Raw genomic sequence first — 18,074 nt, forward strand, 5'->3', positions numbered from 1 at the left:
AGCCTGCGACACTTTGACCCTGTGGCTGTGGTCAGGCCCGCGGCGTCGGCCCCAGCTTGCGGTGAAAGGTGGCGCGGCTGATGCCCAGCGCCCGGGCTGCGGCGGAAACATTGCCCCCCGCCCGCGCCAGTGCGCGCGACAGCACGGCGCGTTCGGCCTGATCCAGCGTTTCCGGCCCGCCCTGCTCCAGCAGGTCGGCAGCCGGCCGTGGGCTGGCCGCCAGATCGCCGCTCAGGCCCAGCAGCATGCGCGCCCCCCGGGTGGCACCGATCACCAGATCGTCGCTGTCCACCGCCAGCAGTGCCCCCGCCGCCCGGTCTGCCCCCGGCACCAGCAGGATGCGGGCGCGACCATAGGCGGCCCGGAACGCCTCGGCCTCGATCCGCCGCGCGGCTTCGGCCACGGAATGTGAAATCAGCCCGGCAAAGGCCTCGGTCAGATCGGCGCGGCAACTGGAGACATCCAGCGCGCCGCACAATTGCCCCTGCGGGTCATAAACCGGCGCCGTCATGCAACTGAGCACGGTATTGCGGGCCAGAAAATGCTGGTCGCGGTGGATGGTCACGGCACGCTGTTCGGCCAGACAGGTGCCGATGCCGTTGGTGCCTTCCTGCGCCTCGGACCAAAGAGTGCCGGTCCACAAGCCCCAATCCTCGAAGGTCGGGTCATCCACGGGCGCGCCGCGGCGGTCCAGCGGCACGCCGTCACGGTCGGCCAGCAGCACGCAGCAGCCGACGCCCCCCACCGCCTGAAACAGCCTGTCAAGGCTTGGCCCGGCGGCGCGGATCATCGGCTCCATCCGCTCCCGCGCCTGCGCCAGTTCCGCCGCGGTCATCCGTTCCGGCGGGATGCGCTTTTCCGGGTCCAGCTTGTGCAACCGCGCCGACCGGCTCCATGACGCCACCAGCGGCGAGCGTGCCGCGGCATGGCCGGAAATGGCTGCCGCGATGACGTGCGAATGGGTATAGCCCGCAGCGCGGCGCATGGTTCTCCTCCCTTGCTGCGGTTCCCCCCGCGCGGTGACTTGCGCCACTCTGCGGTCAGAATAGACGAATTGTCGCAGCTTGGGCGAGAACTAACTTTCCTGTGGTTGCAACAGGATCGCCGGACCTCAGTCCTTGCCGATCATCACATCCGAGGCTTTGACCACTGCATAGGCCGCCTCGCCGACTTTCAGCCCAAGCTCTTTCACCGCCTCGTTGGTGATCGCCGCGGTGACGATGGTGCCGCCGACGCTGATGCGGACATGGCTGGTGACGGTGCCGGTGACAATCTCGGTCACGGTGCCGGGCAGGACGTTGCGGGCGCTGAGTTTCATCGGGTTCTCCTGGGTTTGCGTTAGGTATGAACGAACATAACGCAGGGTTTTCGCCGCTGCCAAGCGCAAACCGCCCGGCGCTTGCCGCAACAGTCGCTGCGCCATGAAGGCGCTTGCAAATCGGGCATATCGGCGGAACATTCGGGCGATGGAAGAACAATCCCCGCCGCACCTGCGGCTTAAACTGCGCATCCTGTTCGGCGAGGCGATGCTTGGCCCGGGCAAGGCAGACCTGCTGGCATTGATCCGCGATACCGGCTCGATTTCGCAAGCCGCGCGGCAGATGCAGATGAGCTACAAGCGGGCCTGGATGCTGGTCGAGGAATTGAACGCCATGTTCCGGGTGCCGCTGGTGGAAAGCCTGCGTGGCGGGGCGCATGGTGGCGGCGCGCGGCTGACCGAAACCGGGGCCGAAGTGCTGGCGCTGTATCGCAGTTTCGAGGCACGGTCCGCGCAAGCGCCTGAAATTGCGGCATTGCAGGCGCTGGCTGGCGATATTTCCGGCGGGAAATAACGTTGCAATGCCGGGCGAATCGCGCTGTTATGTTCGGCGAAACATAACGCTTTGCGAAGGACACCCCATGCTGCATCTGACCCGCCGTGCCACGTTCGCCCTTGCGCTGCTTGCCCTGCCCGCCACCGCGCAAGCCGATGAAGCCCTTGTGGCGGTTGCCGCCAACTTTGCCGGTGCCGCCGAGGCGATTTCAGCCGAATTCACCAGGGAAACCGGCCATACGCTGACGCTGACCACCGGTGCCACCGGCAAGCTTTACGCCCAGATCGCCGAAGGTGCGCCGTTCGACGTGATGCTGTCCGCCGATGCCAAGACCCCGGCGAAGATCGAGAAGGAAACGCTGGGTGTGGCGGGCAGCAGCTTTACCTATGCCATCGGCAAGCTGGCGCTGTGGAGCCCGGATGCCGGTCGCATCGGTGCCGATCCCAAAGCCGCGCTGACCGACCCCGCCACCCTGTTCATCGCCATCGCCAATCCCGAACTGGCGCCCTATGGCCTGGCTGCACAGGAAACCCTGCAATCGCTGGGCCTGTGGGACGCGGTGCAACCGAAGATCGTGCTGGGCGAAAATATCGGTCAGGCGCAAAGTCTGGCGCAAAGCGGGGCGGCGCAACTGGCGTTCGTCGCCGCTTCGGCGGTGCGTGTGCCGGGGGCTGAAATGATGGGTTCCGCCTGGGAAGTGCCGCAAGAGCTGTTCACGCCGATCCGGCAGGATACGATTTTGCTGAACCATGGTGCGGAAAATGCTGCGGCACTGGCCTTCATGCAGTATCTGCAAGGGGCAAAGGCCCGCGAGATCACGCAAAGCTTCGGATATGGCATCGAATAACGCATGGATATCCCGGACCTCGCCCCGCTTGCCCTGACGCTTAAGCTGGCGGCGATCGTCACCCTGGTGCTGCTGCTGATCGGCACGCCGATTGCGTGGTGGCTGGCCTTCACCCGCAGCCGCCTGAAACCGGTGGCCGAGGCGCTGACGGCGCTGCCGCTGGTGTTGCCGCCCACCGTGCTGGGGTTCTATCTGCTGGTGATGCTCAGCCCGAAGTCGCCGCTTGGCGGGGCGTGGTTCAGCATGACCGGCAGCACGCTGACCTTTTCCTTCCTTGGCCTCGTGGTCGGCTCGGTGATCTACTCGCTGCCCTTCACCGTGCAGCCCCTGCAAGCGGCGTTCGAGGCGGTTGGCCCTGGCCCGCTGGAGGCCGCGGCGATGCTGCGCGCCGGGCCCTTCGACCGGTTTCGGTCTGTGGCGGCACCGATGGCGGCCCGCGGGTTCCTGACCGCCTCGGTGCTGACCTTTGCGCATACGCTGGGCGAGTTTGGCGTGGTCTTGATGCTGGGTGGCAATATTCCGGGCAAGACCAAGGTGATTTCCATCGCCATCTATGAACAGGTCGAAACCCTGCAATATGCGCAGGCGCATGTGCTGTCCGCCGGGCTCTTGGTGTTTTCGTTTCTGGTGCTGCTGCTGGTCTATACGATCAACCGCCGCTTTCCGCTGGTGGCCGGATGACCGGGGTGTTGCGGGTTGACGTGAAACTGCAACTCGGGGCGTTTGCGCTGGACGTGGCGCAGGATTTCGCGCTTTCCGGGGTGACGGCGCTGTTTGGCCGCTCCGGCTCGGGCAAAAGCACCTTGCTGCGGGTGATTGCCGGGCTGGAGGGCCGGGCTGCGGGCGATGTGGTGATGGCGGGGCAGGTCTGGCAGGGGGCCGCCTGGATACCGCCCGAGCGCCGCGGCATCGGCTATGTGTTTCAGGACGCACGGTTTTTCCCGCATCTGAGCGTGCGGGGCAATCTGGAGTTTGCCCATGCCCGCGCCCGTGGCCTTGGAGGCCCGGGGCTGGACGAGGTTGCCACGGCGCTTGACCTTGGCCCGCTTTTGGACCGTCGCCCCGCTGCCCTGTCGGGGGGCGAAAAGCAGCGCGTCGCCATTGGCCGCGCCCTTTTGACCGCGCCGCGCATCCTGTTGCTGGACGAACCGCTTGCCGCACTGGACGAGGCGCGCAAGGCCGAGATCCTGCCCTATATCGAACGGCTGCGCGATCAGGCCGGGGTGCCGATCCTTTACGTCAGTCATTCGGTGGCCGAGGTGGCCCGGCTGGCGCAACAGGTGGTGGTGCTGCAGGACGGTCGGGTGCTGCGTGCCGGTGGCGTGCAGGAAGTGCTGGCCGACCCGCAGGCGGTGCCCTTCCTTGGCCCGCGCGAGGCCGGGGCGCTGCTTGGCGCGGTGGTGGCGGCGCAGGACTCCGACGGGCTGACCCGGCTGGAAACCGGCGCCGGGCCGCTGTGGGTGGCGCGGATCGGTGCCGCCATCGGCAGCCGCCTGCAACTGCGCATCCACGCGCAGGACGTGATCCTGTCGCGCAGCCGGCCCGAGGGGCTATCGGCGCTGAACATCCTGCCCGCCACCGTGACCGCGGTGCAGTTGGAGGATGATCACGGCGCCACCGTGCAACTGCGGGCGGGCGATGACCTTCTGTTGGCCCGTCTGACCCGCAGGTCCGTCGCGGCGCTGGAACTGGCACCGGGGGTGGCGGTTTATGCGGTGGTGAAATCGGTGGCGGTGGCGCAGGGCGACGTGGCGGGCGCTCAGCCGCGCTGACGGTCGGCCAGCAGCAGCGCCGCCCCGCCCGCCAAAGCAATCGCCCCGCCCAAGCCTGCCGCGAGAACATGGTGGCCGTTGCTGGCGGCAAAGGCCAGCGCGCAGAAACTGTCGGCGGTCACCTTCTGCAACGCCATCAGCGACGACCCGGCGCCGGGCCGGTTGGCCATCAGATCCTGCAAGTAGGCAATCGGCAGGGTCAGCGTCGCCGCCCCGCCAAGCCCCGCCACCAGCGGCAGCAACCACACCGCCGGACTGCCCGCCAGCAGCGGCAGCAGGATCAGAAAACTGGCATAAACCGTGCCGCCCGCCGCAATCAGCACGCTGCGCCGCCAGCGCCGCGTCACCAGCGGCAAGGCCAGCATGAACGGCACCTCGCACCCCGCGACCAGCCCGACAAACAGCGCCACATCGCTGGCATCCCGCCCCGGTGTTGCCGAAAACACCAGCGAGATCAGCACCATATACAGCGCCGATGCCGAGGTGATCGCCCCCAGCGCCACCAGCCGCGTCAGCACCTTTGGCCGGGCAATCTCGTGCAAGGACTGCCGCAGGTTCAGCCCCGAGGGCGCATCCTGCCAGCTTGTCGCGCCATCGCGCGGCCATCGCCGCAGCACCAGCCCCAGCAGCAAGACCCCCGCCACCGCCGCCGTCCAGTAGATCGCCATCACATCGACGCCCGCCTTGAACACCAGCGACCAGACCGTCAGCACCACCACAAAGGTCAGCGACAGCGCCGCCCGCAGGCTGGCCAGGATCGCATCGCGCTGGGCGGGCATCTCGGCGCAGGCCAGTTTTGCCAGCGCGAACGCCTGGCCGTAAAGGCTTGTCGAAACGGGAAGCAGAATGGCGTGGCACATGATCAGGCTGGCAGGCCCCGGCGCCAGCAGCATCAGCGAGGGCCCGATCACCGTGGTGGCGGCAGTCAGCGCCGCAATCTGCCGGCGGTTGCTGCGCTGATCGGTCACGATCCCCGCCGTAACCGACGCCGTCACCGCCAGCACCGAGGCGCACAGCAGCACCAGCGCATAGGCATTGCCGCTGAACCCCACCCGCTCGATCGCCACCAGCGACTGATAGGGGAACAGCGAGGCATTGACCGCGCCGATCAGCAGCATCGCGCCGCCGATCAGCCGCAGGGTCGGGTGGCGGGCAATGGTGGCAAGCGGGGTCAGCATTTATGCAGGGATCACCTTGCCGGGGTTCATCCGGTTGTCGGGGTCAAGGGCGGCCTTGATCTGGGCCATCACCGCCAGCGCCACCGCATCCTTGCGCCGCGCCATCGACGGCAGCTTGGAAAGCCCTACCCCATGTTCCGCCGAAAAACTGCCCCCCAGGTCCTGCACCACATCCTCGACCGCCGAGATCACCGCATCCTTCAGCGCGGCATCTTTCCGGCTGGGGAACACGGTGAAATGGATGTTGCCATCGCCAAGATGCGCCACGGAAAGCGTGTCGGCCCCGGCATCCAGCACCGGCAACCGGGCATGGATCAGGTCGAAGAACGCAACCACCTTGTCCAGCGGCAAGGCCACATCGGTGTCGATGGCGGGTTTGCGGGCGAAGGTGATCTCGGCGGCCAGTTCGCGCCGCTGCCACATCGCCCGCCGTTGCGCCTCCGATTGCGCCACCACGGCATCCTGCAACAGGCCTTCGGCCAGCATCGCCGCCAGAACCTGCTGCAACAGGGTGACGATCGGCAGACTGCCGTCGGCCAGCGCCTCGCAATCGCGCCGCGCGGTGGCCGCCAGTTCCACCAGCAGCGTCACTTCAGGGATGCTGGCGAACGGCAGGCCGACATCGGGCCGCACCGCCTGCAACTGGCGCATATAGCTTGCGGGCATGTATTCGAACGCCTCGACCATGCCACCACAGGCCGCCTGCAACCGGTTCAGCAGCACCAGCGCCTGCGGCAGGCTGTCCAGGGCCAGCGTCGCCGTGGCATGGGCGCGTGGCGCCGGAACCAGCTTCATCACCGCCGCGGTAATTACCCCCAAGGTGCCCTCGGCGCCGATGAAAAGGTCTTTCAGATCATAGCCCGAGTTGTCCTTGTGCAGTTCCGACATCAGGTTCAGCACCCGCCCGTCGGCCAGCACCACCTCCAGCCCCAGACAAAGCGCGCGGGTCGAGCCGTAGCGCAGCACGTTCGACCCGCCCGCATTGGTGGACAGCACGCCGCCGATCATTGCCGACCCCCGCGCGCCGAACCACAGCGGGAAATACAAGCCCTGCGCCTCGGCCGCCTCGTGCAAACGCGACAGCACCACGCCCGCCTCAACGATGGCAATCCGACTGTCGGGCCTGATCTCGCGGATGCGGTTCAACCGCTCGACCGACAGCATCAAGCCACCCTTGGTCATCGCCCCGCCCACCAGCCCGGTCAGCCCGGCCACCGGCACCACCGCCACCCCGTGCCGCGACGCCAGCCGCAACACCGCCGCCACCTGCGCCGTATCCGCAGGCCGAACCACCGCCAAAGGCTGCGCCGTATAGACCCCGGTCCAATCACCCGCATAGCGCGCCACGTCGCCGCCGGTCAGCACATGCGCCGCCCCCAGCAGACCCTGCAATTCCTTGATCAACGCCATGCCACATCCCCGGTTTTCCACGCCGGGTTACACCCAAGCGCGCCGCCGCAACCAGCCAAAACCGCCACGCCTATTCTTCTCTGCACAAATATCCCGGGGGTTTGCCGCCGCGTTCGCCACCGGTCCGAGAACCGGCGGCATAGGGGGGGCCTGGCCCCCCGCCTGTTGCCTACTTCGGCACGCTCGCCACCAGTTCCAGCAGCTTCGGCCCCAGCCCCGCCACGATCTTCGCCACGCCGTCCTTGTTCGGGTGCAACCCGTCGGCCTGCATGAACGCCCCCAGCTTCGCCGGATCCTCCGACCCAAGCGGCGCGAAGAAGCTGCTCACAAGCAGCGTGCCGTATTGCGCCGCCAACTCGGGATAGATCGAGTCGAACTGGCTCTGATACTCCGGCCCGTAATTCCCCGGCGCCTTCATCCCCACCAGCAGCACCGGCAACTTGCGCCCCTGCGCCGCCTTCAGGATCGCTTCCAGATTGGCGCGACTGTTGGCCGGATCAATGCCGCGCAACAGATCATTGCCGCCCAGCGTCACAATCAGCGCATCGACATCGGGCGTCAGACTCCAGTCAAGCCGTGCCAGACCGCCTGCCGTGGTATCCCCTGAAACCCCCGCGTTCAGCAGCACCACATCCGCCCCCTGCGCCACCAGCCAGGCCTGCATCTGCGGCACGAAGCCCTCGTCCTGCGGCAGCCCGTAGCCTGCGGTCAGGCTGTCGCCCAGTGCCACCACCGTCACCGGCTCGGCCAAAACCGCACAGGTGGAAACACTTAAGGCGATTGCGCTGTTGCGCAGCGCCCGCAGCGCCCCATATCCAAGGTCAAAGACAGTTTCCCAGGTGTGACGCATGACTGATCCGATTCCGGTTTCTCCCGCTCCGATTCTGCAACTGCGGGATGCAACGCTGACCTTGGCCGGAAACGCCGGTCCGGTCGAGATCCTGCGGGGCATCACACTGACAGTTGAACGCGGCCAGACGCTGGGGCTGGTGGGGCCGTCGGGGTCGGGCAAATCCTCGCTGCTGATGCTGATGGGCGGGCTGGAGCAGGCCACCTCGGGCTCGGTGCAAGCACTTGGGCAAGACCTGACCGCGATGAACGAGGATCAACTGGCGCGGTTCCGGCGGGCCAACATGGGCGTGGTGTTCCAGTCGTTTCACCTGATCCCGACGATGACGGCGCTGGAAAACGTGGCGGTGCCGCTGGAGCTGGCGGGCGTGGCCGATGCCTTCGCGCGGGCCGAGGCGGAACTGCGCGCCGTGGGGCTTGGTGCCCGCATCGACCATTACCCCAGCCAGATGTCGGGTGGCGAGCAGCAGCGGGTGGCGCTTGCCCGTGCCGCCGCCCCCCGCCCGGCGATCCTGTTGGCCGACGAGCCGACCGGCAACCTTGATGGCGCCAATGGGGCGGCGATCATGGACCTGCTGTTCGGCCTGCGCGACCGCCATGGTGCGACCTTGGTGCTGGTGACCCACGCGCCGGAGCTCGCCGCCCGCTGCGACCGGGTGGTGCGGCTGGCCGATGGGCATATCGTGGCCGAGGAACTGGCATGAGCCTCGCCCTTGCCGCCCGCATCGCCCGCCGCGAATTGCGCGGTGGCTTGCGCGGCTTTCGGGTGTTCCTGGCTTGCCTCGCGTTGGGCGTGGCGGCAATTGCCGCGGTCGGCATGGTGCGCGCCGCCATCGAGGGCGGCTTGTCGGCGCAGGGCACCACCCTGCTGGGCGGCGATGCGCAGATGGAGTTCACCTACCGCTTCGCCACCGAAGACGAGCGTGCCTATATGGCGGGCATCTCCACGCAAGTCTCGGAAATTGTGGACTTCCGGTCTATGGCGGTGGTGGGCGACCAGCATGTGCTGACCCAGATCAAGGCGGTGGATGCCGCCTATCCGCTGGTCGGCGCGGTGCAACTGGACCCGGAAATGCCACTGGCGCAGGCGCTTGACGCGGCGGATGGGCTGCCCGGCGCAGTGATGGACCGGGTGCTGGTCGACCGGCTGGGGCTAGCGATTGGTGACAGCTTCAAGCTGGGCGTGCAGGAATTCCGGCTTTCGGCGGTGCTGCTGCGCGAGCCGGATACCGCCACCAACGGTATGACGCTGGGGCCGCGCACCATCGTGCAAACCTCGGCGTTGGCGCAATCGGGGCTGATCGGGCCGGGGTCGATTTATGACAGCGAATACCGGCTGTTGCTGCCGCAGGGCACCGACCTTGCGGCGTTGCAAAGTGCGACGGAAACCGCCTTTCAGGATGCCGGGATGCGCTGGTCCGACAGCCGCCGCGCGGCACCGGGGGTGGAGCGCTTTGTGGACCGGATCGGGGCGTTTCTGATTCTGGTCGGGCTGGCCGGGCTGGCTGTGGGCGGCGTTGGCGTCTCGGCAGCGGTGCGGGCTTACCTGGAGGGCAAGACCGCCACCATCGCCACGCTGAAAACGCTGGGCGCAGAAAGCGGCATGATTTTCCAGATCTACCTGTTGCAGATCGGGGCCTTGGCCGGGCTTGGGGTGGGCATCGGCCTGATCCTGGGTGCAGGCCTGCCCCTGCTGGCCGCCCCGTTGATCGAGGCCTCGCTGCCTTTCCCGGTGGCGTTCGGGCTATACCCCAAACCGCTGGCAGAGGCGGCGTTTTACGGGCTGGTGACGGCCTTCCTGTTCACGCTGTGGCCGCTGGCGCGCAGCGAGAACGTCAAGGCGGCGGCGCTTTATCGTGGTGCCGGGCGGATGGGCTGGCCAAGGGCGCGGCACTGGCTGGCGCTGGCGGTGCTGGCAGCGGCGCTGATCGGCGGTGCGGTCTGGTTCTCGGGCGCGTGGAAACTGGCGCTGGGGGTGGCGGGGGGCGTGCTGGCGGCATTGCTGGTGCTGACCATCGCCGCCTGGGCGGTGCGCAGGCTGGCGCGGCGGCTGGCGCGCGGCATCTGGGCGCGCGGGCATACCGCCTTGCGGTTGGCACTGGCGGCCATCGGCGGGCCGGGCGAGGCGGCGGCTTCGGTGATCCTGTCGCTGGGCCTTGGGCTTTCGGTGCTGGCGGCGGTGGGGCAGATCGATTCCAATCTGCGCGCCGCCATCAGCCGCGACCTGCCGACAAGGGCGCCCAGCTATTTCTTCGTCGATATCCAAAGCGACCAGATCGACGGCTTTCAGGCGCGGCTGGCCGGTGATCCGGCAGTGTCGCAGGTGCAGACCGCGCCGATGCTGCGCGGCATGGTCACCCAGATCAACGGCAGACCGGCGCGCGAGGTGGCGGGCGAGCATTGGGTGGTACGCGGCGACCGGGGCCTGACCTTTGCCGCCAAACCGCCCGAAAACACCAAGGTGGTCGCCGGCACCTGGTGGCCCGAGGATTACACCGGCCCGCCGCAAGTGTCTTTCGCCGCCAAGGAGGCCGAGGAGATCGGGCTGAAGCTGGGCGACAACATCACCGTCAACGTGCTGGGCCGCGACATCACCGCCAGCATCACCTCGTTGCGCGAGGTGGATTTTTCCTCGGCCGGGATGGGTTTCGTGATGACGCTGAACCCCGCGGCGGTGGCCAGCGCACCGCATACCTACATTGCCACGGTCTATGCCACCGAGGCCGCCGAGGCGCCGATCCTGCGCGATCTGGCCGGGGCTTACCCCAATATCACCGCAATCCGGGTGCGCGACGCCATCGGTCAGGTGTCCGAGGCGTTGACGGCGATTGCTACCGCCACGGCCTGGGCGGCAGCGGCGACCTTGCTGACCGGATTCGTGGTGCTGATCGGGGCGGCGGCGGCGGGCGAACGGGGACGAGTTTACGAGGCGGCGGTGTTGAAGACGCTGGGCGCAACTCGCGGCACCATCCTGTTCAGTTTTGCCCTGCGTTCGGCGCTGCTGGGCGCCGCCGCCGGGCTGGTGGCAATTGCGGCAGGCGGGCTGGCCGGCTGGGCGGTGATGACCTTTGTGATGGAGGTCAAATACAGCTTCGAGCCGTGGTCGGCGCTGGCCATCGTGCTGGGCGGCGTTCTGGCGACGCTGCTGGCGGGCCTCGCCTTTGCGTGGCGGCCGCTGGCCGCGCGTCCGGCGCAGGTGCTGCGGGCGGCAGACTGACGCGATGGGCGTGTTCGCGGCGATGGATGCGGGCAAGATTGGCGATGTGAAGATGGAATTCTGGTCGGGTAAATCTGGATAGCCGGGATAAGTGGCCGAAAATCGGGTGGCGCAGACAAGCGATAGTCTGGGCTGAACGGCGGCGAACATGGTCTGCAATGCTGCGCGGTGTTCGCAGTTTTCGCTGCGCAGCAACTGTTCAAAATCAATTAGTTGGTCAGCAGCAGATAGCTGTTCATCCCGGGGCCCGGGTTCGTCACCGTAAGGATGAAGAACCCGGTTTCCACCGGCAGGAAACCGCACAGGCTGCGGTCGGCGGGGCCGGTTTCCTGACACAAGGCCCGCCCCTCGGCATCGGTCAGCGTCACGTCCAGATTGCCGTCGCCATCGCCCAGCACCGCAAGTTCGGCGGCAATCCCGCCATCGAACGGCAGGTGCCAGGTATCCGTCTGCCCGGCGGCCAAAGCCTGAAGGCTGGCCGATACCGTGCCTGCCCGCACCAAAGCGTTGCCGGTCTCTGCCTCGGCCAGCAGGGCTGCCAAGGTCTCGTCGGGAGCCACCGAGGCGCGGGCTTCGGCCAGCATCGCCGCAGCATCAGCGGGGGCCTGCGCGGTGTCGGGCTGGTCAGCCGCCACCTCGCCGCTGGTTTCGGGCTTGCGGGCGACGGTTGTCACATCTACCGCCCCGGCCAGTTTGGCGGCGGTCAGCATCACCAGCGGGTCGCCCCCGGTCTTGCCCAGCGCAAACAGTTCCTGCGCCAGCGCCAGTTGCGCCACGCCACCCGCCTGCGCAAGACCGGGTAAGGCAAGGATGAAAGCAAGGGCAAGACGCATTTCGGCTCCGGGGTTGGGCGCGCCGACATTGGCAGGCGGGCGCAGGCTTGGAAAGCCCCAAGGCCGATGGGGGGTTCCGGTCGCCGCCGATTTGGGGTTTTGTGCAGCGGCGAGCCAGGGAGGCCAAGATGCGCGACATTTTCGAACGGCTGATCGGCTTTGATACCGTCAGTTCGCGCCCCAACATCGACCTGATGCTGTATGTGCAGGCGCTGCTGGCCGGGGCCGGGATTGAGGCGGTGCTGATCCCCGATGGTGCGGGCAAGGCCAATCTTTACGCCACGGTGGGGCCTGCCGGGGTGGGCGGCGTCATGCTGTCGGGCCATACCGATGTGGTGCCGGTGGAGGGGCAGGTCTGGAGCAAGCCACCGTTTGCGCTGACGCAAGGTGAAGGGCGGTTCTACGGCCGGGGCGCCTGCGACATGAAAGGTTTTGTCGCCTGCGCCATTGCGACAATGTTGGAAGCCGCCAAGCGCCCGCTGAAGGTGCCCCTGCATCTGGCGCTTTCCTATGACGAGGAAATTGGCTGCATGGGCGTGCGCTCGCTGATCGACATGCTGGCCGCAGCCCCGGTGCAGCCGCGGATGTGCATCGTCGGCGAGCCGACGGGGATGCAGGTCGCCACCGGCCACAAGGGGAAGATCGCCTTGCGGGCGACCTGCGTGGGCCGCGAGGGACATTCGGCGCTGGCACCTTTGGCGCTGAACGCGCTGCATCTGGGGGCGGATTTCCTGAATTTTGTCAGGGTGTTGCAGGCCAAGATTGCCGAAACCGGCCTGCGCGACGGCGACTATGACGTGCCCTATACCACGCTGCATGTCGGCAAATTCAACGGCGGGGTGCAGGTGAACATCGTGCCCAACGCCTGTGTGCTCGATTTCGAAATCCGGGCGCTGGCGGGCGAGGATACCGGGGCGCTGATCGCTGGCCTGCGCGCCGGTGCCGAGGCGATCGTGGCGCCGCTGCGCGCCGATTTCCCCGAGGCGGAGATCCGGGTAGAGCGGCTGTGGGATTACCCCGGGCTCGGCACGCCCTCGGACGCGGGGGTGGTGAATTTCGTCAAGGGGCTGACCGGGGCGAATGGCACGATGAAGGTGGCCTACGGCACCGAGGGCGGGCTGTTTTCCGACCGTTTGGGGATTCCCACGGTGATCTGCGGCCCGGGGTCGATGGCACAGGGCCACAAGCCGGATGAATATGTCAGCATCGAGCAGATCGCCCGCTGTCAGGCGATGCTGGCGGCACTGGTTGATCGGCTGGAAGTGGGGTTCTGAGCATGGCGATCACGCTGACCTCACTGCACGATCTGCAAGCCCTTGGGTTTGACGACATCATCGACGTGCGATCCCCCGCCGAATGGGCCGAGGATCACCTGCCCGGCGCGATCAACCTGGCCGTGCTGGACGACGACGAGCGCGCTCGCGTTGGCACCATCTACAAGCAGGACAGCCCGTTTCGCGCCCGCAAGCTGGGGGCTGCGCTTGTGGCGCGCAATGCGGCCAGACATCTGGAAGGCGCGCTGGCCGACAAGCCGGGGGGGTGGCGGCCCTTGGTTTATTGCTGGCGCGGTGGGCAGCGTTCGGGGTCTTTCGCCAGCATCCTTTCGCAGATCGGCTGGCGGGTGGAGCTGGTCGCGGGCGGCTACAAGGCCTGGCGCGGGCTGGTGGTGCGGCAGCTTTACGACACGCCCGTGGCAAGCCCGGTGGTGGTGCTGGCGGGCAATACCGGCACCGCCAAGACCGAGCTGCTGGCGCTGTTGGCGGCGCGCGGGGTGCAGGTGATTGATCTGGAAGGGCTGGCGCGGCATCGCGGGTCGTTGTTCGGCGCAATGCCGGACGGGCAGCCGTCGCAGAAGGCCTTCGAATCCGCGCTGGCGATGGCGCTGGTGCGGCTTGATCCGACAAGGCCGGTGGTGGTCGAGGCGGAAAGCTCGAAAATCGGCGCCCGCAGCCTGCCGCCCGAGTTGTGGAAGGCGATGGTTGCGGCACCGCGGATCGTGGTGGCGGCACCATTGGCGGCGCGGGCCAGCTATCTGGTGCGGGCTTACGGCGATCTGATCGCCGATCCGGTCAGGCTGGGGACGGTGATCAACCAGTTGCGCCCACTGCACGCCGCCGAGGTGATTGCCGAATGGCAGGCGATGGCGGCGGCGGGGGCGTTCGAGGCTTTGGCCGAGGGGCTGATGGCCCGGCATTACGACCCGCGTTATGGCAAGCACCACAGCCGCAGTGGCGGGGTTTGTGTGGAAGTGGCGGCAGAGCGGTTGCTGCCGGGTGATCTGGACGCGCTGGCCGGGCGGATTTCGGTTGAGGTCGCGGCGCTTTGTCCCTGAGGGAGTGCAGGTGGCCGATTGTGGGCCTCCGGCGGGGATATTTGAGAACAGATGAAAGCCAAAGTCAGGTCTTGATGGTCAGGAACGGCGCGCCTTCCGTGGCTTGGCCGATGATCGCGGCGCGGACGTTGGCGGCGTGCAGGGCGGTCAGCAGGGCGGTGGCCTGATCTGCGGGCACGGCGGCCAGCAGGCCTCCGGCGGTTTGCGGATCGAACAGCAGGGCGGCGCGCGGGGTATCGTTGAACGCCATGCGCGCAGTGCAGGCGGCACGGTTGGCGGGGGCGAGGCTGGAGGCGGCACCGGTGGCCGCAAGGGCTTCGGCACCGGGCAGCAGCGGGATGGCAGGGAGGGATATCTCGGCGGCGCAGTTGGAGGCGGTCAGCATCTCCAGCAGATGCCCGGCCAGGCCAAAGCCGGTGACATCGGTCATCGCATGGGCCTGCGGGGTCAGGATGGCCGCGTCGGGACCAAGGCTGCGGGTCATGCTGGCAAGTGCTGCCACCACCGCCTCGCCCAGCATCAGGCCGGGGGCGCGTTGGCCAGCCATCTCGGCGGCGAGAATCGTGCCGGTGCCCAAGGGCTTGGTCAGGATCAGCGCGTCGCCGGGGCGGGCGCCGCCCTTGGCGAGGATGCGTTTGGCAAGGCCGGTGACGGTGAAGCCCAGCGTCAGTTCGGCACCGGTGGCGGTATGGCCGCCGACCACATCGGCGCCCTCGGCGCGGAACACCTCGGAGGCTGCCGCCATGATCTCGCGCAGGGTTTCGGCCTGCATCCGTGGCGACATGCGCGGCAGGGTGATCTGCGCCAGTGCCACCTGTGGTGCCGCCCCCATCGCCCAGATATCGCCCAGCGCATGGGTGGCGCATATCCGGGCCATCAAGGCCGGGTCATGGCTGAAGGCGCGCAGATGGTCGGTGCTGATCACCTGAAAGCCATCGCCGCAGCGCAGCACGGCGGCATCGTCGCCCGCGCCGGAAACCACATCGGGGCGGGCAGGCGCGGGCAGGCTGGCAAGTGCGGTGGTCAGCGCATCCGCACCGACCTTGGCACCACAACCGCCGCACAGCGGTTTTTCCCCGAGCGCCTGCGCAACGCCAGCGGCAACCGGACCAGCGGGCGGCGGCGGGGTCATCGCCGGGTAGGACGCGAATTTCTCCATGAATTTCAGATCAATGCTGTTCTTCCAGAGCCACAACCAGCCACCATCCAGCCGCAGCCCGAACTTGTCGGCCACAGCACCCTGACCGCCGGTCGAGACCAGTTTCAGGTAGTCGCGTTGCGGGCGATAGCGGCGCAGGGTGCTCTTTCCAGACAGCACCGCGCGCAGGTTGTCGAACAGGAAAGGCGCCTCGCGCACCGCATAGACCCCGGCCTTGGGGCGCGGCGCAAAGGCCAGATCGGCGCAATCGCCCACCGCAAAGATCGCAGGGTCCGAGGTTTGCAGCGTCGGCCCGACGGTCAGGAAGCCATCGCGCAACGCCAGCCCGGTGTCGGCCAGCCAACCCTGCGGCCTGGTTCCGGCCACAGCCAGGGTGAAATCGGATGGCAATGTCTGACCATCAAGCACCACCGCCCCGGCCTCGATCCGCACGGGGGCGGCGTTCAGCAACAGCCGCACCCCAAGCCGCTGCATATGCGCCAGCAACGCCGCCCGCGCACCGGCCCCGATGCCGGGCAGCGCCACGGCGGCCTGTTCCAGCACCGTCACCGAAGGTTGCAGACCTGCCGCTTGCAGCCGGTGCGCCGAGGCCAGCGCCAGTTCCACGCCGCCCAGACCGCCACCGACCACCACCACCCGCGGCGCTGCCGGGGCCTGCGCCACGAACGCCTGCCAGCGGTCGGCATAGCCCCCCAAGGGCTTGGCCGCCACCGCATGTTCGGCAAACCCCGGTACGCCAGGCAGCGCCGAGCCGATGCCGATATCAACCGAGGCCACGTCATAGGAAATCGCCTGACCGCTGGCCAACAGCACCCGCCGCGCAACGCGGTCGATGCCCACCACCCGGTCCATGATCGCGCGCGCCCCGGCAAACCGTGCCAGCGGCACCAGATCAATCATCATCTGATCGCGCCGGTAATGCCCGGCGATATGGCCGGGCAACATGCCGGTGTAGGGCGCCACCGGGCCGGGGTTGATGACGGTGACCCGCACCCCCGGCATCGGGTCCATGCCCCACATCCGCAGCACCAGCGCATGCGCATGGCCGCCACCGATCATCACCAGATCGCGGGTCAGCGGCAAGTCGTCATTTTGCATCGACAAATTCCCAAGTATCGACCAATGGCCTATCCATTGTGCAAAGCCCAATGGGGCAACACCCCCGGCTTGTCGCGCAATCGTTTAACCCGCGGCGCTGTGCCGATCCTATCCGCTGCGTTCGGCAATGGCGAGAGGCCGTCCGCCGCAGTTGCGCTGCATCCCTGTGGCACTTAGAGTGACCGGACCTCTGTCGCCCCGGACATGCAGATGAAAACCAGACCCCGCATCGTGCTGGCGCAGACCCAGCGGTTGCAGTTGAACCTTGGCCTGTCGGCCTCGATCCAGCTGTTGCAGGCCGATGCTTCGGGGCTGACGCGCTATCTGCAGGAGCAGGCCGCCGACAACCCGCATCTGTCGCTGCAACGCCCGGCCCCCGGCGACTGGCTGCCGCGCTGGACCACGGCCTTTGCCCAAACCGCCCAGCCGCCGGAAGCCGCCTCGGCTGCGCCCAGCCTGATGGCGCATGTGATGGACCGGATCGAGGCGTTGACCAGGCCGGGCCGCGAGCGGCAGATTGCGCATCTGCTGGCCGAGGCGCTGGAGCCTTCGGGCTGGGTGGGCCGCAGTCTGGAGGCGATTGCCGACAGTGCGGGGGCCTCGTTGCCCGAAGCCGAAGCCGTGCTGGCCAAGCTGCAAAAGGGCATCGAGCCGGTGGGGCTGTTTGCCCGCAATCTGGCCGAATGTCTGCGGTTGCAGGCGCAGGACGCCGACTGTCTGGACCCGGTAATGCAGGCGGTTCTGGGGCATCTGGACCTGCTGGCCGACGGCCAGTTCTCCCGGCTGGCGCGGCTGTGCGGCGTGACCGAGGCCGAGATTACCGCCCGCCTGCGGCTGATCCGCGGCTTTGACCCCAAGCCCGGCGCGCAGTTCGATCATGGCGCCGCCCCCCTGCGCGAACCCGACCTGCTGGCGACGCGCGGCCCGACCGGCTGGCAAGTGGCGCTGAACCGCTCGGCGCTGCCGATGCTGGAGTTGCACGCCCCCGACCATCGTCCGGTGCCCGAGGCTGCCAAGGCGCAATGGGCGGCGGCGCAGGCGCTGAACCGGATGTTGCAGAACCGCAATGCCACGCTGCTGCGGGTCGCGGCCGAGGTGTTGCGGCGGCAGGAGGCGGCGCTGGAGCGCGGGCTGTCGGCGCTGGTGCCGCTGACCATGGCACAGGTGGCAGAGGCGCTTGGCCTGCACGAAAGCACCATCAGCCGCATTGTCGCAGGCACGGCGGTGGACACGCCGTTGGGCTGCTGGTGGCTGCGGCAGATGTTCAGCACGCGGCTTGGCAATGAAACCGATGGCGTCTCGGCGGCGGCACTGCGGGCGGCGCTGGCCCGGCTGGTGGCGGGCGAAGACCCGGGCAAGCCCTTGGGCGATCAGGCGCTGGTCGAGGCTTTGGCGCAGGACGGAATGGTAGTCGCCCGCCGCACGGTGGCGAAATACCGCGAGATGCTGCATATCCCGCCCGCGCATCGGCGGCGGCGGGCGAAAGTCCCGGCCAAGCGGTCGGAGAAAGCCGCAAAAGGTCGCGCCGGGGGCTGACCTGCGGCTGCGCGCGCCCTAAGTGCAAA

At 67.8% G+C, this 18,074-nt stretch carries 16 protein-coding genes and 1 pseudogene; 9 read left to right on the plus strand and 8 right to left on the minus strand.

The window, feature by feature from the left end:
• Nucleotides 1–31 precede the first annotated feature (31 nt).
• On the minus strand, nt 32–985 hold the full coding sequence (locus RSW2DRAFT_RS09070) for a GAF domain-containing protein (protein WP_008030205.1): 954 nt from the start codon (nt 983–985) through the stop codon (nt 32–34).
• A gap of 126 nt (nt 986–1,111) precedes the next feature.
• Nucleotides 1,112–1,318 carry a TOBE domain-containing protein gene (locus RSW2DRAFT_RS09075; RefSeq protein ID WP_008030207.1) on the minus strand — a complete coding sequence of 69 codons (207 nt, stop codon included), beginning with the start codon at nt 1,316–1,318 and terminating at the stop codon, nt 1,112–1,114.
• Between the two features lie 148 nt (nt 1,319–1,466).
• On the opposite strand from RSW2DRAFT_RS09075, the gene RSW2DRAFT_RS09080 reads away from it, so the two are divergent.
• The 4 genes from RSW2DRAFT_RS09080 (at nt 1,467) to modC (ending at nt 4,433) form a co-directional block, all read left to right on the plus strand.
• Nucleotides 1,467–1,832: a winged helix-turn-helix domain-containing protein gene (locus tag RSW2DRAFT_RS09080; protein WP_008030208.1), complete on the plus strand. Its 366-nt coding sequence runs from the start codon at nt 1,467–1,469 to the stop codon at nt 1,830–1,832.
• Between the two features lie 67 nt (nt 1,833–1,899).
• Nucleotides 1,900–2,661 carry a molybdate ABC transporter substrate-binding protein gene (gene modA / locus RSW2DRAFT_RS09085; RefSeq protein ID WP_008030211.1) on the plus strand — a complete coding sequence of 254 codons (762 nt, stop codon included), beginning with the start codon at nt 1,900–1,902 and terminating at the stop codon, nt 2,659–2,661.
• Nucleotides 2,662–2,664: 3 nt separating this feature from the next.
• Nucleotides 2,665–3,342, plus strand: a complete 678-nt coding sequence (gene modB, locus RSW2DRAFT_RS09090) for a molybdate ABC transporter permease subunit (RefSeq protein ID WP_008030213.1) — start codon at nt 2,665–2,667, stop codon at nt 3,340–3,342.
• Nucleotides 3,339–4,433 carry a molybdenum ABC transporter ATP-binding protein gene (gene modC, locus RSW2DRAFT_RS09095; RefSeq protein ID WP_008030215.1) on the plus strand — a complete coding sequence of 365 codons (1,095 nt, stop codon included), beginning with the start codon at nt 3,339–3,341 and terminating at the stop codon, nt 4,431–4,433. Before modB ends, modC begins: the two co-directional genes overlap by 4 nt.
• Here modC and RSW2DRAFT_RS09100 read toward each other — a convergent pair.
• From RSW2DRAFT_RS09100 to RSW2DRAFT_RS09110, 3 genes are all read right to left on the minus strand, one after another.
• The gene (locus RSW2DRAFT_RS09100) at nt 4,421–5,611 is read right to left on the minus strand and encodes an MFS transporter (protein ID WP_008030216.1); all 1,191 of its coding nucleotides are present in this window, start codon (nt 5,609–5,611) and stop codon (nt 4,421–4,423) included. The two genes, modC and RSW2DRAFT_RS09100, sit on opposite strands and share 13 nt — an antisense overlap.
• Complete coding sequence (locus RSW2DRAFT_RS09105) at nt 5,612–7,021, minus strand: FAD-binding oxidoreductase (RefSeq protein ID WP_008030217.1); 1,410 nt, start codon at nt 7,019–7,021, stop codon at nt 5,612–5,614. It lies immediately after the preceding gene.
• Between the two features lie 169 nt (nt 7,022–7,190).
• Entirely contained in the window at nt 7,191–7,871 is a 681-nt protein-coding gene (locus RSW2DRAFT_RS09110; protein WP_008030218.1) for an arylesterase, read from the minus strand.
• On the opposite strand from RSW2DRAFT_RS09110, the gene RSW2DRAFT_RS09115 reads away from it, so the two are divergent.
• Nucleotides 7,870–8,574, plus strand: coding sequence for an ABC transporter ATP-binding protein (locus RSW2DRAFT_RS09115; protein ID WP_040671893.1), 705 nt, complete (start codon nt 7,870–7,872; stop codon nt 8,572–8,574). The two genes, RSW2DRAFT_RS09110 and RSW2DRAFT_RS09115, sit on opposite strands and share 2 nt — an antisense overlap.
• A complete protein-coding gene (locus tag RSW2DRAFT_RS09120; protein ID WP_008030220.1) occupies nt 8,571–11,087 on the plus strand; it encodes an ABC transporter permease in 2,517 nt (838 codons plus the stop codon). The genes RSW2DRAFT_RS09115 and RSW2DRAFT_RS09120 overlap by 4 nt, the downstream gene beginning before the upstream one ends.
• Before the next feature lie 209 nt (nt 11,088–11,296).
• On the opposite strand, the gene RSW2DRAFT_RS09125 is transcribed toward RSW2DRAFT_RS09120, so the two are convergent.
• Nucleotides 11,297–11,920 (minus strand): hypothetical protein, encoded by a 624-nt coding sequence (locus tag RSW2DRAFT_RS09125; RefSeq protein ID WP_008030221.1) that lies wholly within the window; start codon nt 11,918–11,920, stop codon nt 11,297–11,299.
• A gap of 128 nt (nt 11,921–12,048) precedes the next feature.
• Between RSW2DRAFT_RS09125 and argE the strand changes: the two genes are divergently transcribed.
• Together argE and mnmH are read left to right on the plus strand one after the other, a co-directional pair.
• The gene (gene argE / locus RSW2DRAFT_RS09130; protein ID WP_008030222.1) at nt 12,049–13,194 is read left to right on the plus strand and encodes an acetylornithine deacetylase; all 1,146 of its coding nucleotides are present in this window, start codon (nt 12,049–12,051) and stop codon (nt 13,192–13,194) included.
• A gap of 2 nt (nt 13,195–13,196) precedes the next feature.
• Nucleotides 13,197–14,252 carry a tRNA 2-selenouridine(34) synthase MnmH gene (gene mnmH, locus RSW2DRAFT_RS09135; RefSeq protein WP_008030223.1) on the plus strand — a complete coding sequence of 352 codons (1,056 nt, stop codon included), beginning with the start codon at nt 13,197–13,199 and terminating at the stop codon, nt 14,250–14,252.
• Nucleotides 14,253–14,316: 64 nt separating this feature from the next.
• Here the strand turns inward: mnmH and selD are convergent, their stop codons facing one another.
• A complete protein-coding gene (selD, locus tag RSW2DRAFT_RS18825) occupies nt 14,317–15,411 on the minus strand; it encodes a selenide, water dikinase SelD (protein WP_449314180.1) in 1,095 nt (364 codons plus the stop codon).
• Nucleotides 15,412–16,509, minus strand: a pseudogene (locus RSW2DRAFT_RS18830) (FAD-dependent oxidoreductase); the annotation flags it as partial. It abuts the gene before it with no gap.
• 210 nt (nt 16,510–16,719) lie between these two features.
• On the opposite strand from RSW2DRAFT_RS18830, the gene rpoN reads away from it, so the two are divergent.
• Nucleotides 16,720–18,045 (plus strand): RNA polymerase factor sigma-54, encoded by a 1,326-nt coding sequence (gene rpoN, locus RSW2DRAFT_RS09145; protein WP_008030227.1) that lies wholly within the window; start codon nt 16,720–16,722, stop codon nt 18,043–18,045.
• Nucleotides 18,046–18,074: the final 29 nt, after the last annotated feature.

Source organism: Rhodobacter ferrooxidans (assembly GCF_000176015.1).
GTDB classification, from domain to species: Bacteria; Pseudomonadota; Alphaproteobacteria; order Rhodobacterales; family Rhodobacteraceae; genus Pseudorhodobacter_B; species Pseudorhodobacter_B ferrooxidans.

What these genes read in the sequence shown, in the direction of transcription:
- RSW2DRAFT_RS09070 (WP_008030205.1), bottom strand. Translation starts at nt 985, where the DNA reads ATGCGCCGCGCTGCGGGCTATACCCATTCGCACGTCATCGCGGCAGCC.
- RSW2DRAFT_RS09075 (WP_008030207.1), bottom strand. Translation starts at nt 1,318, where the DNA reads ATGAAACTCAGCGCCCGCAACGTCCTGCCCGGCACCGTGACCGAGATT.
- RSW2DRAFT_RS09080 (WP_008030208.1), top strand. Translation starts at nt 1,467, where the DNA reads ATGGAAGAACAATCCCCGCCGCACCTGCGGCTTAAACTGCGCATCCTG.
- modA (WP_008030211.1), top strand. Translation starts at nt 1,900, where the DNA reads ATGCTGCATCTGACCCGCCGTGCCACGTTCGCCCTTGCGCTGCTTGCC.
- modB (WP_008030213.1), top strand. Translation starts at nt 2,665, where the DNA reads ATGGATATCCCGGACCTCGCCCCGCTTGCCCTGACGCTTAAGCTGGCG.
- modC (WP_008030215.1), top strand. Translation starts at nt 3,339, where the DNA reads ATGACCGGGGTGTTGCGGGTTGACGTGAAACTGCAACTCGGGGCGTTT.
- RSW2DRAFT_RS09100 (WP_008030216.1), bottom strand. Translation starts at nt 5,611, where the DNA reads ATGCTGACCCCGCTTGCCACCATTGCCCGCCACCCGACCCTGCGGCTG.
- RSW2DRAFT_RS09105 (WP_008030217.1), bottom strand. Translation starts at nt 7,021, where the DNA reads ATGGCGTTGATCAAGGAATTGCAGGGTCTGCTGGGGGCGGCGCATGTG.
- RSW2DRAFT_RS09115 (WP_040671893.1), top strand. Translation starts at nt 7,870, where the DNA reads ATGACTGATCCGATTCCGGTTTCTCCCGCTCCGATTCTGCAACTGCGG.
- RSW2DRAFT_RS09110 (WP_008030218.1), bottom strand. Translation starts at nt 7,871, where the DNA reads ATGCGTCACACCTGGGAAACTGTCTTTGACCTTGGATATGGGGCGCTG.
- RSW2DRAFT_RS09120 (WP_008030220.1), top strand. Translation starts at nt 8,571, where the DNA reads ATGAGCCTCGCCCTTGCCGCCCGCATCGCCCGCCGCGAATTGCGCGGT.
- RSW2DRAFT_RS09125 (WP_008030221.1), bottom strand. Translation starts at nt 11,920, where the DNA reads ATGCGTCTTGCCCTTGCTTTCATCCTTGCCTTACCCGGTCTTGCGCAG.
- argE (WP_008030222.1), top strand. Translation starts at nt 12,049, where the DNA reads ATGCGCGACATTTTCGAACGGCTGATCGGCTTTGATACCGTCAGTTCG.
- mnmH (WP_008030223.1), top strand. Translation starts at nt 13,197, where the DNA reads ATGGCGATCACGCTGACCTCACTGCACGATCTGCAAGCCCTTGGGTTT.
- selD (WP_449314180.1), bottom strand. Translation starts at nt 15,411, where the DNA reads ATGGAGAAATTCGCGTCCTACCCGGCGATGACCCCGCCGCCGCCCGCT.
- rpoN (WP_008030227.1), top strand. Translation starts at nt 16,720, where the DNA reads ATGAAAACCAGACCCCGCATCGTGCTGGCGCAGACCCAGCGGTTGCAG.